At 72.3% G+C, this 13,536-nt stretch carries 12 protein-coding genes, 1 rRNA gene and 1 riboswitch; of the genes, 7 read left to right on the top strand and 6 right to left on the bottom strand.

Annotation, left to right across the window (positions count from 1 at the left end):
* Positions 1-2: 2 nt before the first annotated feature.
* Together ACFWGD_RS12060 and ACFWGD_RS12055 are read right to left on the bottom strand one after the other, a co-directional pair.
* Positions 3-1,505 (bottom strand): NCS2 family permease, encoded by a 1,503-nt coding sequence (locus ACFWGD_RS12060; protein ID WP_377778933.1) that lies wholly within the window; start codon positions 1,503-1,505, stop codon positions 3-5.
* 121 nt (positions 1,506-1,626) lie between these two features.
* Positions 1,627-2,361, bottom strand: a complete 735-nt coding sequence (locus ACFWGD_RS12055; RefSeq protein WP_377778932.1) for a DUF3027 domain-containing protein — start codon at positions 2,359-2,361, stop codon at positions 1,627-1,629.
* A 15-nt stretch (positions 2,362-2,376) separates the two neighbouring features.
* Between ACFWGD_RS12055 and ACFWGD_RS12050 the strand changes: the two genes are divergently transcribed.
* Positions 2,377-3,273 (top strand): glutaminyl-peptide cyclotransferase, encoded by an 897-nt coding sequence (locus ACFWGD_RS12050; protein WP_377778931.1) that lies wholly within the window; start codon positions 2,377-2,379, stop codon positions 3,271-3,273.
* Between the two features lie 70 nt (positions 3,274-3,343).
* Entirely contained in the window at positions 3,344-3,880 is a 537-nt protein-coding gene (locus tag ACFWGD_RS12045) for a DUF2771 family protein (RefSeq protein WP_377778930.1), read from the top strand.
* A 34-nt stretch (positions 3,881-3,914) separates the two neighbouring features.
* Here the strand turns inward: ACFWGD_RS12045 and ACFWGD_RS12040 are convergent, their stop codons facing one another.
* On the bottom strand, positions 3,915-4,322 hold the full coding sequence (locus ACFWGD_RS12040) for a cold-shock protein (protein WP_377778929.1): 408 nt from the start codon (positions 4,320-4,322) through the stop codon (positions 3,915-3,917).
* A gap of 380 nt (positions 4,323-4,702) precedes the next feature.
* A riboswitch (cyclic di-AMP (ydaO/yuaA leader) is annotated at positions 4,703-4,882 on the top strand.
* 19 nt (positions 4,883-4,901) lie between these two features.
* On the opposite strand from ACFWGD_RS12040, the gene ACFWGD_RS12035 reads away from it, so the two are divergent.
* On the top strand, positions 4,902-5,576 hold the full coding sequence (locus tag ACFWGD_RS12035; RefSeq protein WP_377778928.1) for a transglycosylase family protein: 675 nt from the start codon (positions 4,902-4,904) through the stop codon (positions 5,574-5,576).
* 228 nt (positions 5,577-5,804) lie between these two features.
* On the opposite strand, the gene ACFWGD_RS12030 is transcribed toward ACFWGD_RS12035, so the two are convergent.
* Positions 5,805-5,996 carry a hypothetical protein gene (locus ACFWGD_RS12030; RefSeq protein ID WP_377778927.1) on the bottom strand — a complete coding sequence of 64 codons (192 nt, stop codon included), beginning with the start codon at positions 5,994-5,996 and terminating at the stop codon, positions 5,805-5,807.
* A gap of 65 nt (positions 5,997-6,061) precedes the next feature.
* On the opposite strand from ACFWGD_RS12030, the gene ACFWGD_RS12025 reads away from it, so the two are divergent.
* From ACFWGD_RS12025 to ACFWGD_RS12015, 3 genes are all read left to right on the top strand, one after another.
* Positions 6,062-8,479: a helicase-associated domain-containing protein gene (locus ACFWGD_RS12025; RefSeq protein ID WP_377778926.1), complete on the top strand. Its 2,418-nt coding sequence runs from the start codon at positions 6,062-6,064 to the stop codon at positions 8,477-8,479.
* Between the two features lie 94 nt (positions 8,480-8,573).
* The gene (locus ACFWGD_RS12020; RefSeq protein ID WP_377778925.1) at positions 8,574-10,250 is read left to right on the top strand and encodes a DNA repair helicase XPB; all 1,677 of its coding nucleotides are present in this window, start codon (positions 8,574-8,576) and stop codon (positions 10,248-10,250) included.
* A gap of 47 nt (positions 10,251-10,297) precedes the next feature.
* Positions 10,298-10,933 (top strand): DUF3239 domain-containing protein, encoded by a 636-nt coding sequence (locus ACFWGD_RS12015; RefSeq protein ID WP_377778924.1) that lies wholly within the window; start codon positions 10,298-10,300, stop codon positions 10,931-10,933.
* Here ACFWGD_RS12015 and ACFWGD_RS12010 read toward each other — a convergent pair.
* Positions 10,930-12,039 carry an alpha/beta hydrolase gene (locus ACFWGD_RS12010; protein ID WP_377778923.1) on the bottom strand — a complete coding sequence of 370 codons (1,110 nt, stop codon included), beginning with the start codon at positions 12,037-12,039 and terminating at the stop codon, positions 10,930-10,932. The genes ACFWGD_RS12015 and ACFWGD_RS12010 overlap by 4 nt on opposite strands.
* Positions 12,040-12,103: 64 nt before the next feature.
* Between ACFWGD_RS12010 and ACFWGD_RS12005 the strand changes: the two genes are divergently transcribed.
* On the top strand, positions 12,104-13,294 hold the full coding sequence (locus ACFWGD_RS12005) for an aminotransferase class I/II-fold pyridoxal phosphate-dependent enzyme (protein WP_377778922.1): 1,191 nt from the start codon (positions 12,104-12,106) through the stop codon (positions 13,292-13,294).
* A gap of 159 nt (positions 13,295-13,453) precedes the next feature.
* Here ACFWGD_RS12005 and rrf read toward each other — a convergent pair.
* Positions 13,454-13,536, bottom strand: a 5S ribosomal RNA gene (gene rrf, locus ACFWGD_RS12000); the annotation flags it as partial.

Raw genomic sequence — 13,536 nt, 5'->3', positions numbered from 1 at the left:
GGCTACGCGCCCAGGATCGCCGAGACGGGCTCGATGCCGAAGTACACCAGGAACAGCGCGGCGACGACGTAGAGCAGCGGATGGACCTCGCGGGCCCGGCCCGAGAACAGCGCCAGCAGGGCGTAGGTGACGAAGCCGACGCCGATGCCGTTGGCGATGGAGTACGTGAACGGCATGATCACGATGGTCATGAAGGCCGGCAGCGCGATGTCGAAACGGGAGAAGTCGATCTCCGTGATCTGCGACATCATCATCGCGCCGACGATGACCAGGACCGGGGCCGCGGCCTCGACCGGCACGATCTCGTAGAGCGGCGTGAAGAACATCGCCAGCAGGAACAGAAGGCCCGTGACCACGTTGGCCAGGCCCGTGCGGGCACCGTCGCCGATGCCGGCGGCGGAATCCACGTACACCGTGTTCGACGAAGAGGACGACGCGCCGCCGACCACGGCGCCGAGGCCCTCGACGACCAGCGCGCGCTTCATGCCCGGCAGCACGCCATCCTTGCCCGCCAGCCCGGCCTGCTTGCCCAGGCCCGTCATGGTGCCCATGGCGTCGAAGAAGTTCGCCAGGACCAGGGTGAACACCAGCATCGTCGCGCCGATGACGCCCAGGCGTACGAACGCGCCGAACATGTCGAACTGCCCCAGCAGCGACATGTCCGGCAGGCCGCCGATGCCGTCCGGGGCGCCCGGCACCGCGAGGCTCCAGCCGCCCGGGTTCGGCTCGCCGTCGACGAACGACGGGCCCGACTTGGTGGCGGCCTCGACGATCAGCGCGATGATGGTGTTGACGACGATGCCGATGAACAGCCCGCCCGGCACCTTCCGCACGACCAGCACGCCGCAGATGATGATGCCCAGCACGAAGACCGCCGTCGGCCACGACGTGATGTGGCCGCCGATGCCCAGCTGCACCGGCACGGTGGTGCCGGCGGCGTCGGGGATGCGGCGGACCAGGCCGCCGTCGACGAAGCCGATGATGGAGATGAACAGGCCGATGCCGACCGCCATCGCCGCCTTCATCGACGGCGGGATCGCGTTGAACACCGCCGAGCGGAAGCCCGACACGGCCAGCGCGACGATGATCAGGCCGTCGATGACCACCAGGCCCATCGCCTCGGCCCAGGTCAGGCCCTCGTTGGCCACGAAGGTCACCGCGACCAGCGTGTTGATGCCCAGGCCCGCGGCAATGCCGAACGGGTACTTGGCCCATGCGCCGAACAGGATGGTCATGATGCCGGCGGCGAACGCGGTCATCGCGGCGACCTGCGGCACCGACAGCACGGTGCCCTCGACGTCCTCGATGCCGCCGAGGATCAGGGGGTTGAGCAGGATGATGTACGCCATCGCGAAGAACGTGACGACGCCGCCGCGGACCTCCGTGACGATGCTGGACCCGCGCTCGGTGATGCCGAAGTAGCGGTCGATTGCGGATGCGGGGCCGCGGCGCTCTGCGCGAGCGGCCCCCTTATGGTCTGCGGGCTCCACCGTGGATTCGGCCATGCGCGTGCGCTCCAGTCTTGACGGGCGGCCGCCGCGATGGGGCGCGGCGGCCGGGGATCGTTAATGCGCCTCTCAGAATCGCACTCGCGGCCCCCGCCGGGCAACACGGGCGACCACCGGGTCAGTGCCCCCGCAGATCCGCCCGCTCGACGATCTCCTGATCGTCGTACGCCTCGCCGCCCGGCGCGCCCGCGCCGGTGACTTCCGGGGTGGCCGAGTGCGCGCCGCACCCGTGGTCGACGTGGACGACGTCGCCGTCGAAGGCCCACTCGTTGACGCAGGCGCCGAAGTCGGCGCCCAGCGGCCCCTCCAGCGCCACGAAGAAGGCGCACGTCCCGCAATGGCGCAGGGCCTCGTCGGCGAATTCGCCGTGCGGCCCGGTGTCGCCGTCGGTCCAGCGCTCCGCCGTTAGGCGCAATCCTTCCGGGGTGAGCTCACGGTCTTCCGCGTCGGCCGTCGTCAAGCGGGGATCGTCGGACGCGGGCGGCAGCAGGTCGCGCGGGCCGAGGTCGCCGGGGCGCAGGCGCTCCTCGTACGGCACCCAGGCGGGCGCGCGCAGTGCGCTGTCGCCGGGGACCAGGGCGACTTCGCTGACGGTGATGTGGTCGGTGCCCGGCGCGCACGCCAGCACCACGTGCCATTCCCATCCCCGGTAGCCCGGCAGCTCCGCGGCGAAGTTGTGCACGGCCACCCCCGGGTGGGTGACGTTGACGCCGACGTGGCCGCCCGCGGGGCCCTCGTCCATGTCGTCGACGGCGGCGCGGGCGATGCCGACGGCCCGGTCGCCCAACAGGGGGCCGCGGGAGCGGCGGCGATTGCGGGAACGGCGGCGTCGGTTGTCTGTCACACGGGCCATTCTAGAGTGGGGTGCATGAAGCTCAGCGCGAAGGCCGCCTCCGCCGGCCTCCTGTCGTCCGTGTTCCTCCTCGCGGGCTGTTCCGGTGGGTCGCTTGACGACGCCCCGGCGGGATCCCCCTCCCCCGTGCCCGTGGAGAACACCGCCGGCGCCGACCGGGGCGGGAGCGTGGCCGAGGCCGCCGGGATCCCCGAGCTGGGCATCGAGGTCGTCGCGGAGCACCCGTTCGACGACCGCGCCTTCACGCAGGGCCTGGAGATCGACGACGACGGGTCGCTGCTCGTGGGCACCGGCCAGTGGGGCGAGTCGGCGATCTGGCGCGTGCCGGACTGGCGGGCGGGCTCGCCGGCGCAGGACCGGCACGACCTGCCGAAGGAATTCTTCGGCGAGGGCATCACGCGCGCCGGCGACGTGGTGTGGCAGTTGACGTGGCAGAAGGGCGTGGCGTTCGCCCGCGACGCCGTGACGCTGGAGGAGACCGGCCGCGCCGAATACGAGGGCGAGGGCTGGGGCCTGTGCGCCCAGGGCGACCGCCTGGTCATGTCCGACGGCTCGCACACGCTGACCTTCCGCGATCCCGCGACCTTCGCCGAAACCGGCCGGGTCGACGTCACCGCCGGCGAGGTGACGGTGGGCAACCTCAACGAACTCGAGTGCGTCGACGGCCCGGACGGCCCCGAAGTGTGGGCGAACCGGTGGCAGACCAACGACATCGTGCGCATCGACCCCGCCACCGGCGCGGTCACGGGCTTCGCCGATGCCACGGCGCTGGTCGATTCCCTCGATCCCGCGGCCCGCGCCCGCGCGGACGTGTTCAACGGCATCGCCCACGTCCCGGGCACCGACCACTTCCTGGTCACCGGCAAGTACTGGCCCACCTTGTTCGAGGTCCGGTTCACGCCCGCCGGTTAGCCGCCGTTAGACTGGCCCGCGGTTCGGGCGCCGGGCGGCGCCGGCCGGACGACGACGAAGGAGCGGGCCCGTGGCGGCGAAGGCGAATAAGAAGACCTGGCGGATCATCGGCGTGATCGTCGCGGTCGCGCTGTTCATCACGGGCCTGGTCCTGGTCCTCGACCGCGCCAACGACGGTGCCGTCGACGACCCCGCCGCGCTGACCATGACGGTGCGCGTGGGCGGCGAGGAGCTCGAGGTCTCCCCCTACCGCGTCTGCAACATCTTCGACCGCGGCGAGGACGCGTGCACCACCGACGACGCCGCCACCGCGCACGTGTCCATCGGACTTGAGGAGACCGCGGAGATCGAGGTCCCCGACGAGGTGTCCTCCGTGACGTGGGCCCTGCAGCGCTTCTACGCCGACGAGTCCGTCAACTCCGCCGACCGCAAGGAGCCGGGCGAATCGAAGACGGAGACCATCGCGGGCTCGGCGTCGGTCAACGGCGAGCGCACGCCGCTGGGCGTCGTCGAGGTGTCGTCCACGGTCGTCGGCTCCGATGACGCCGGCGAAGAGGTCGCCTACGGCGTCACCTGGTCCATCGTCAACGACGCCGGCCGGGAGTAACTCGGCTCCAGTTCCGCCTCAGTAACTCAGCGCCTCAGTGGTCCAGTTCGCGGGCCACGGCGCGCATGACCTCGGCCATCTGGTGGCCGTGCTTGCGGTCGGGGTACCGGCCGGAGCGCAGGTCGCGCTGGACGGTGGACTCGAGCATGGAGATCATGTCGGAGATCATGCCGTTGAGGTCCTCGGGCGAGTGGCGCTTGGCGGGGCGGCGGCCGGCGCCGGCGCGGCCGGAGCGCGGGGCCTCCTCGAGCACGGTGATGTGCAGCGCCTGCGGGCCCGGGCGGCCGTCGGCGTAGTCGTATTCGATGCGCTGGCCCTTGGCCAGTTCCTCGACGCCCTCCGGCAGCACGGCATGGCCGACGTAGACGTCGTCCCCGCCGGGGTTGGACACGAATCCGAAGCCGCGATCCTTGTCGTACCACTTGACCTTGCCGATGGGCACCGGGGCCACCTTCCTCTCGGTTCTCTCCGTCCCCCCGCGGTCACCGCGGGGCGGCTGAGCGGGCGGAACGGAACATGAAGTGAAACAACGAAGTATAGCCCACGGCCGATCAACCCCCGAAGATCACGGCATGATAACGTGACCTTGGTCACATTTCAGTTCTTCCCCATCCGCAACATGCCCCACATCATATGGGTTGACCAGCCAAAACGTCGTAAAGCACCTGCTTTTCGACGAAAAACCGCCGCCACCCCGCCAGTCCGGTTAACGTGACTATTCCGTTACCGACCGCTACCGTACGCAAACGACGCACCACGGCACCTCCGCCGCCCCTCGCCCAACCCCGTCCGGGACGGCACCACGGAGACCCGAGGCCAGCGAAAACTTCATGGACAACATCCTGATCGAGACGGGGTCGGGGAAACCACCGGCGCAAGCCGGCCGGGAAAGCGCCACATCGGCGCCCACCTCCCTGGGGTGAAGCCGGACCACCACGTCCGCCGGGCATCCCTTCCGCCCGAACCCGACAGCTAACCCCGACGGCGAATCACCGAAATCAACGAGAGGGAAACCACCACCATGGCCCGTCACGCCACCAAGAACCGCAGCTTCATCTCCACCTCCGCCAAGGTCGCCCTGACCGGCGCCATCCTCGGCGCCGGCGCCGCCATGGCCGCCCCGACCGCCACCGCCGCCCCGGATTCCGACTGGGATCGCCTGGCGGAGTGCGAGTCCGGCGGCAACTGGTCCATCAACACCGGCAACGGCTACTACGGCGGCCTGCAGTTCGCCGCCGGCACCTGGAACGGCTTCGGCGGCGGCGAGTTCGCCCCGACCGCCGACCAGGCCACCCGCGAAGAGCAGATCTACGTCGCCGAGAAGGTCCTCGCGCAGCAGGGCTGGGGCGCCTGGCCGGCCTGCTCCGCCAAGCTGGGCCTGAGCTCCGGCCCGACCGACCGCCCGCACCCGAGCTCCGCCGGCGCCGGCGTGAACTACGCCGCCCCGCAGGGCGAGCAGGCCCAGGCCCCGGCCGCCGCCCCGTCGCTCGACGCCGCCACCATCCAGGGCATCGTCGCCGACCTGCAGGCCGCCCGCACCATCGCGGACCTCAACGAGGTTCTCACCGATGCCCGCGCCATCGCCTCCGCCCAGGGCGTCGCCCTGCCGACCGAGGTCACCGGCCAGTACAACGAGATCCTGGAGAAGCTGCTGGCCAGCGTGCCGTCCATCCCGGGCGTCCCGTCCTTCGTCTAAGCACGCTCTCCCCGCGACCGGGCCCACCGGGCTCGAGTCCCGGGCTCCGACACCACGGAGCCACGAAAAAACCCGCCTTCCGGCGTGACCGGAGGCGGGTTTTTCGTATTCGGGAGAAGTGGGGCGCCAACTGGAAGAGCCCCATGCCCGGGCATGGCCAATGCCCGATGGGCACCCGTCGACGCCGGGTGACCATCGGGCTCGGACCTGAAGTTCGGGGCCCCGGGCCTACTTGTTGATGACCGTGGTCGGGTGGACGTAATGCAGGGTCTCCACCGGAACCGGGAACGTCGTGTCGCCGTAGGGCGAGTCGGCGCCGGCGTGGCGGGCGACGATTTCGGTGACGGGGTGCTCGCCCGGGGCGAGGTCCTGCGGCCAGCCCGGATCGACGTACTGGTTCTTCTTCTGAACGTTAGCCATGCTCATCATTATCTCAGAAACGGCGACGCCAGTCACCTTTCGCCCCGGCTAATGTGGGAACCGACATGACCCACGCCACCCCCTTCCCCCCGTTTCGCCGATGGCTGGCGGCCCGTTCCGACGGTTTCCTCGCCGACGTCCTGCGCCGCCGCCCCGATGCGCTGTCGCCGCCGCCCCGGTCCTCCGACGCGCTGGCCGGTCGACTGCAGCTGCGATCGTCCGTGCAGCGGGCACTGTCCGACGTCGACGCCCTGGGGCTGGCGCTGCTCGAAGCCGCGATCGATCTGGGCGGGGACGCCGAACCGGTGGCGGCGGCCGGCGTCGTCGACAAGCTCCGCGAGGACCTGTCGGCGGCCGGCGTGCCCGCGAAGGACCGGCCGACGATCGCGCACGCGCGCGAGGCCCTCGACGAGCTGCGGCGATCGGCCCTCATCCACGGCGACGGGCCCGGCGGCGCGGGGGCGTTTTCCGGGCGCTCGGCGCGCAAGACGCCCGGAAAGACGCCCGGGGAATGGGTCGACCATCTGCTCGTGGCCGACGAGGTCGTCGCCGCGCTGCCCGCCGGGTGGCGCCTGATCCCGCGCCCCGGCGAGCCGACCGGCGCCGAGCTGCGGGAGGCGCTGGCCGGCGCCGATGATCGCCAGCGCAAGCTGCTGGGCACCCTGGCCGACGCCGGCGGGCTGGGCACCACCCGCGACGCCGCGCCCGGCGCCGACCCCGCGCTGCCCGTGCCGCGCCTCATCGCCGCGGGGCTGCTGGAGCGCATCGACGAATCGACGGTGCGGCTGCCGGGCCGCGTCCGCGCCCTGCTGCGCGGGTCGGTGCCCCCGGACGGGCCGCCGGTGCTGCGGCCCGGGCCGGCCGACGCGGTGGAGCTGCGCGACCCCGACGGTGCCGCCGCCGGCGCGGCGCTGGAACTGCTGCGCACCGTCCGCGCCCTGCTGGAGCTGCTCGGCGAGCGGGCCGTGCCCACGCTCAAGGACGGCACCGTCGGAGTGCGCGAACATCGCCGCCTCGTCGACGCCCTGGGCATCGGCGACCTGGAGCTCGCCCGCGTCATCGCCATCGCGTCGGCGGCCGGCCTGATCCACGTGGGCACCCCGCGCCCGCTGCCGGAGGACGATTCCGGGGGCGACTACCTCGCGCCGACCTCGGTGGCCGACGGGTTCCTCGAGGACGGCGCCGCGCAGCGCTGGGCCCGCCTCATCGTCGGCTGGCTCGCGTCCGAGGAGGCCCCGTGGCTGGTCGGCGCCGATGGCCCGACCGGCAAGCCGCTGGCCCTGCTGTCCCCCGACGCCCGGCGCGCCGGCGCCCCGGAGCTGCGGATGCGCGTGCTGCGCCTGCTGTGCGAGGGCACCTCCCCCGGTTCCGGCATCCCGGACGTCCGCGCGCGGTTCAACGCCCGCGCCCCGATCGCGTCGTCGCATTGCCCCGACGACGTCCTGGCCGAGATCCTCTCCGAGTTCGCCGTGCTGGGCCTGGCGGTGCCGGCCGGCGGTGGCGCCGGGTCCGTCATCGGGGCCGGGGCGTCCGCGGCGGGCAGGGCGGCGGTGGGCAAGGTCGGGGAGCTTCACGACGACGGCGATCTGGCCGGCGCCCTGGCCTCCTCATTGCCGGCGCCGGCGACGCAGTTCATCGTGCAGGCCGACCTGACGCTGCTGGTGCCGGGGCCGGCCGACGGCGCGTTCCTGGAGACGCTGGAGTCCTTCACCGATCTGGAATCGCCCGGCCTGGCCAGCGTCCACCGCATCTCGGAGGAGTCGGTGCGCCGCGCGCTCGACGCCGGGACGTCGGCGGCCGACCTCCACGGGTTCCTGTCCGACCGCGCGATGGGCGAGGTGCCGCAGTCGGTGACCTACCTCATCGACGACGTCGCCCGCCGCCACGGCCGGTTGCGCGGCGGCCCGGCGGCGGCGTACCTGCGGTGCGAGGACCCGGCGCTGCTGGCGCAGGTGCTGGCGGATCCGGTGGCCGAGCGCCTCGGCCTGCGCCGGTTGGCGGACACCGTCGCGATCTGCCAGGCCACCCCGCCGGCGATGATCGCCGCCCTGCGCGACGCCGGGCTGTCGGCCATCGCCGAGGATCCGCTGGGCGCCGCACTCGACCTGCGCCCGGAGCGGTTCCGGGTGCCGGAGGCCCCGCGCCGCCCGGCCGCGCCCGCCCGCGCCGACGACGGCCGGATCAGCCAGGCGCTGCAATCCATCCAGGCCGGCGACCGGGCTGCGGACACCGGCGACGGCACGCGCATCGGCATGGACGACGACCCCGCCACCGGCGCGGCCGCCCAGGCGCTGCTGCACCGCGCCGCCCGCTCCGGGCTCGACGTGACCATCGGGTTCGTCGACCGCAACGGCCGGGCCGGCCGCAGGCGCGTGCGCCCGGTGACGGTGTCGGGCGGCCAGGTCGACGCGGTCGACCCCGCGACGGGCCAGGTGCTGCGCTTCCTGCTGCACCGCGTGACGGAGGTCGTCCTCGACGCATGACGCCCACCGCGTCATAATGGGGTTTTGGCGCGTTTCGGCCCCGGGCGGGCCGCACGCGAGTCTTTTCCCCAACCGGAAGCAGTGGTGATGCCCCATGTCCTTCGGCGACGGCCCCCTCATCGTCCAGTCCGACAAGACGGTCCTCCTCGAGATCGACCACGCCGACGCGGACGCCGCCCGCGCGGCGCTGGCCCCCTTCGCCGAGCTGGAGCGGGCCCCGGAGCACATCCACACCTACCGGATCACGCCGCTGGCCCTGTGGAACGCCCGCGCCGCCGGCCACGACGCCGAGCAGGTCGTCGACGTGCTGGAGAAGTACTCGCGCTTCCCGGTGCCGCAGGCGCTGCTCATCGACGTCGCGGAGACCATGGACCGCTACGGGCGGCTGACGCTGTCCAAGCACCCCGCTCACGGCCTGGTGCTCGAGTCGAAGGACCCGGCGGTGCTGGCGGAGATCACCCGCCACAAGAAGATCCGCCCGATGCTCGGCGAGGAGATCGACGCCGACACGTGGACGGTCCACCCCTCCGAGCGCGGGCGCATCAAGCAGGAGCTGCTCAAGGTCGGCTGGCCGGCGGGCGACACCGCCGGCTACGTCGACGGCGAGGCCCACGACATCGAGTGGGTCGGCGAGCACGACGCGTGGGAGCTGCGCGACTACCAGCGCCACGCCGCCGATTCCTTCCGCGACGGCGGCTCCGGCGTGGTGGTCCTGCCCTGCGGCGCGGGCAAGACCATCGTCGGCGCGGCCGCGATGGTCGACGCCAACCGCACCACCCTGATCCTGGTGACCAACACCGTCGCCGGCCGCCAGTGGCGCGACGAGCTGCTGCGCCGCACCTCGCTGACCGAGGACGAGATCGGCGAGTACTCGGGCGAGCGCAAGGAGATCCGCCCGGTGACCATCGCCACCTACCAGGTGGTCACCCGCAAGACGAAGGGCGAGTTCCGCGCCCTGGAACTATTCGATTCCCGGGACTGGGGCCTGATCATCTACGACGAGGTCCACCTCCTGCCGGCCCCGGTGTTCCGCATGAGCGCCGACCTGCAGTCCCGCCGCCGCCTGGGCCTGACGGCGACGCTGGTGCGCGAGGACGGCCGTGAGGGCGACGTCTTCAGCCTCATCGGGCCGAAGCGCTACGACGCCCCGTGGAAGGACATCGAGGCGCAGGGCTGGATCGCCCCGGCCGACTGCATCGAGGTCCGCGTCACCCTCACCGAAGCCGAGCGCATGGTCTACGCCACCGCCGAAGCGACGGACCGCTATCGCCTCGCCGCCACGTCGCCCACGAAGATCCCGGTCGTCGAAAAGCTCCTGGACCGACACCCCGGCGAGCCGACCCTGGTCATCGGCGCCTACCTGGACCAGCTCGAGGAGCTGGGCCGGGCGCTCGACGCGCCGGTCATCGACGGCAAGACCCCGAACAAGCGCAGGGAGGAGCTTTTCGACGCCTTCCGCTCCGGCGAGCTGACCACCCTCGTGGTGTCGAAGGTGGCCAACTTCTCCATCGACCTGCCCGAAGCCGCCGTCGCCGTGCAGGTGTCCGGCACGTTCGGGTCGCGCCAGGAGGAGGCCCAGCGCCTGGGCCGCCTGCTGCGCCCCAAGGCCGACGGCGGCGGCGCGATCTTCTACTCCGTCGTCGCCCGCGACACCCTCGACACCGAGTACGCCGCCCACCGGCAGCGCTTCCTCGCCGAGCAGGGCTACGCCTACCGCATCGCCGACGCCGACGAGCTGCTCGGCCCGTCGCTGCCGGGCGATACGCTGTAGTCGCGCGCGCCGCGACGCACCACCCACCCCAGGAAGGACCCAACCCGATGAGCTTCGACTTCACCGTCGACGAAGCCCACAACACCGCCAACAACGAGTATTTCCGCGACGGCAAGCGCCTGCGCATCTCCGCCGCCATCATGGCGGTGCTGCTGTGGGCCGGCGGCGCGCTGGCGCTGTGGCTGCTGGGCACGTCCGCTCTCGGGTTGGGCGTGGGCATCGTGGCCATCACCTTCGGCACGATGTGCGCGTGGGTGGCGCTGACGCTGCCGGGCACGACGGGCACCCCTCAGGACCTCTACGACACGTGGCCGCTGGCGCCGGCGATGATCGCCGAGGTCGAGCCGCGCACGATGACGCTGATGGCGCTGGTGGACACCGCCTCCGACGAGGGCGCCGAGCCCCGCCGGGCGCTCGTGCTGCGCACGGTGTCCAAGGTCTCCGGCACGCCGCGGACGGTCGGCGCGCGGGTACCGTCGGTGGCCGTCGGCGGCAAGCACCGCCGCGGCCGCGATCATTGGGACCAGGTCACGCCGGTGCCGATCGCCTGGGCCACCCCGTCCACGCGCACCCGCCGCAACGCCGAGCGCACCATCCCCGAGGGCGACTGGCAGCTGCTGCGCGCCAACCTCGAGCGCGTCGCCGAGGTCCGCGACACCCGCTACGACCTGCTGGAGCTCTAACTCCCCCAGGATTCCCGGTTGGCGCGGTCGATGGCGTCCTTGTCGTACTCCCCCGCCGGGTCGCCGGGCAGCTCGCGGGCCGTGCCGGTGGCGTCGAGGACGTGGCGGGCCAGGTCGGTGATCCGCGCCCGCTGCACCGCGGGCACCGCCACCAGGTGGGTGGCCAGGAAATCCGCCGACGTCGCGGGCCGGCCCGAGGCCAGGAGCTTGTCGACGACCACGTCCCCGCCCGACACCGTCTCGTCCATCGTGCCCAGCTGCACGTGCGCCCGCGGCACCCCCGGCAGCTCGCCGAGCGCCGGGGACACCGTGGGGTCGGCGGCATCGGCGTGGCCGAAGATGGCCGTGAGCATCTCCTTCGATCGTCCCCGCAGATCCAGCGACGGTGCGGTGAGGGCGATGGAAGAGATTCCGACGTCCGGTGCGTCGTCGTCAAGCAACCCCGCGGCAACCACCGCCGCATGCCCGCCCGACGACCTCCCCCACAGCACGACCGGGGCGTCGGCGGCGATCTCCGGCAGCGGGCCGGTGCGCGCCCAGCGCGCGACGGCGGCGATGTCCTCGGCGGCGGCCGGCATGGGGTGCTCGGGCGCCAGGCGGATGTCGACGTCGACGACCACCGCACCCGACCGCTGCGCCAGCGCCGCGCAATCCGGGCCGAAGGAACCGTCGAGGGCCGCGCCGTCGCCCATCCACCACGCGCCGCCATGCGCGGCGACGACGACCGCGCCCGTGGGATCGCCGGGCACGAACACGCGCACGGGCACGCCGGCCGCGTCCACGTCCTCGATCCGGCACCCCGCGCCGTCGAAGGCGACGAAGGGCAGCGTGTGGTCGACGCCAGCGCCTAGGACGAGCATGGAGGCGTGGACGATCGCGTCGGGAAGCCGCGCCATGCGGGCATTGGCGGCGGCGCGGGCGTCGGCGACCTCCTCCCCAGTCCCCGACCACGGCACGGGCGGCGCATCGCGGTAGGCCGAGACGTGCTCGGCCAGGTAGTCGACCAGCTGCCGCAGCTTGCCCTCGTCGGACGTCACGGGCGTGAAGCCCTCGCTGGCGGGGTCGTAGCCGGGGCGCGCGTCGAAGCCGGAGATCGGTTCACTCATGCCGCACATTGTGCCAGCCGGCGCGGATGGCCCCGCCGCGGCCCGTTCGAATACCGTCTACCCCATGAGCATCGACCCGAACGGCCCCACCGTGCGCCGCCTGCGCCCGCTGGGCGAGACCATCTTCGCCACCATGAGCCGCCTGGCCAAGACCACCGGAGCCATCAATCTCGGCCAGGGCTACCCCGACAGCGACGGGCCGCGGGAGATGCTCGACGAGGCCATCGCCGCCATCCGCCGCGGCGACAACCAGTACGCTCCCGGCCGCGGCGTCGAGGAGCTGCGCCGCGCGATCTGCGACGACCGCGCCCGCCGGCTCGGCCAGAATTGGGATGCCGGCACCGAGTGCCTGGTCACCGTCGGCGCCACCGAGGGCCTCACCGCGGCCGTGCTCGGGCTCGTCGAGCCGGGGGCGCACGTGGTGCTCATCGAGCCCTTCTACGACTCCTACCGCGCCGCCGTGGAGCTGGCCGGCGCGGAGTGGACCGCGGTTCCGCTGCGGTCTGGCGAGGACGGCTGGCGCCTCGACGTCGACGCCCTGCGCGCGGCGGTGCGGGAGGACACGGCGATGATCATCGTCAACACCCCGCACAACCCGACCGGCACGATCTTCACCGCCGCCGAGCTCGAGGCCGTCGCGGAGGTCGCCGTCGCGGCCGGGGCGTGGGTGCTGGCCGACGAGGTCTACGAGCGCCTGCTTTTCGACGGCCACTCCCACACCTCCATCGCCGACATCCCCGGGATGCGCGATCGGTGCGTGGTCGTCTCGTCGGCCGCGAAGACGTTCAACGTCACCGGTTGGAAGACGGGGTGGGTCCTCGGCTGCGAAGAACTGGTGTCCGCGGTGGCCACGGCGAAGCAGTTCCTCAGCTACGTCGGCGTCACCCACGTTCAGCCGGCCGTGGCGCGGGGATTGGACGACTGCGGTGACTGGGTCGAGTCGATGGCCGCCGAGCTGGAGTCCAACCGGGATGTTCTCGTCTCCGGGCTGCGGGAGCTCGGGTTGGAGGTCCATGGGGCCGACGGCGGATACTTCGTCGTCGCCGACGTCTCTCCCCTGGGATTGGGCGACGCCATGGAGACGTGCCGGGCATTGCCCGAGACCGTCGGAGTCGCCGCGATTCCCGTGCCGGCGTTCGTGGAGGATCCCAAGGATCCCCGGTGGCGCAATCTCGCCCGGTTCGGATTCTGCAAGCGCGAAGCCGTGATCCGGGAGGCGCTGGACAAGCTCCGGGCGCACATGGACTCGCTGTAGCGCGCCGGCCACTGAATAACCGAGGGGCCACTCTCCCGCCTGCGACGGCTCGAGCGGGAGAGGGACCCCGGGCATGACGAAAGGCCGCCACCCGATCCCACACCCCCTAGCGGGGACATGAGACCAGATGACGGCCTAGTCGTTTCTAACCATGTTATTGGCCGGCGGTGACCTACTCTCCCACACCCTCCCAGGTGCAGTACCATCGGCGCAGGTGGGCTTAGCTTCCGGGTTCGGAATGG

This window comes from Corynebacterium sp. NPDC060344 (assembly GCF_042725215.1).
GTDB lineage: Bacteria > Actinomycetota > Actinomycetes > Mycobacteriales > Mycobacteriaceae > Corynebacterium.
This window is presented reverse-complemented; position numbering and strand designations above follow the sequence as displayed.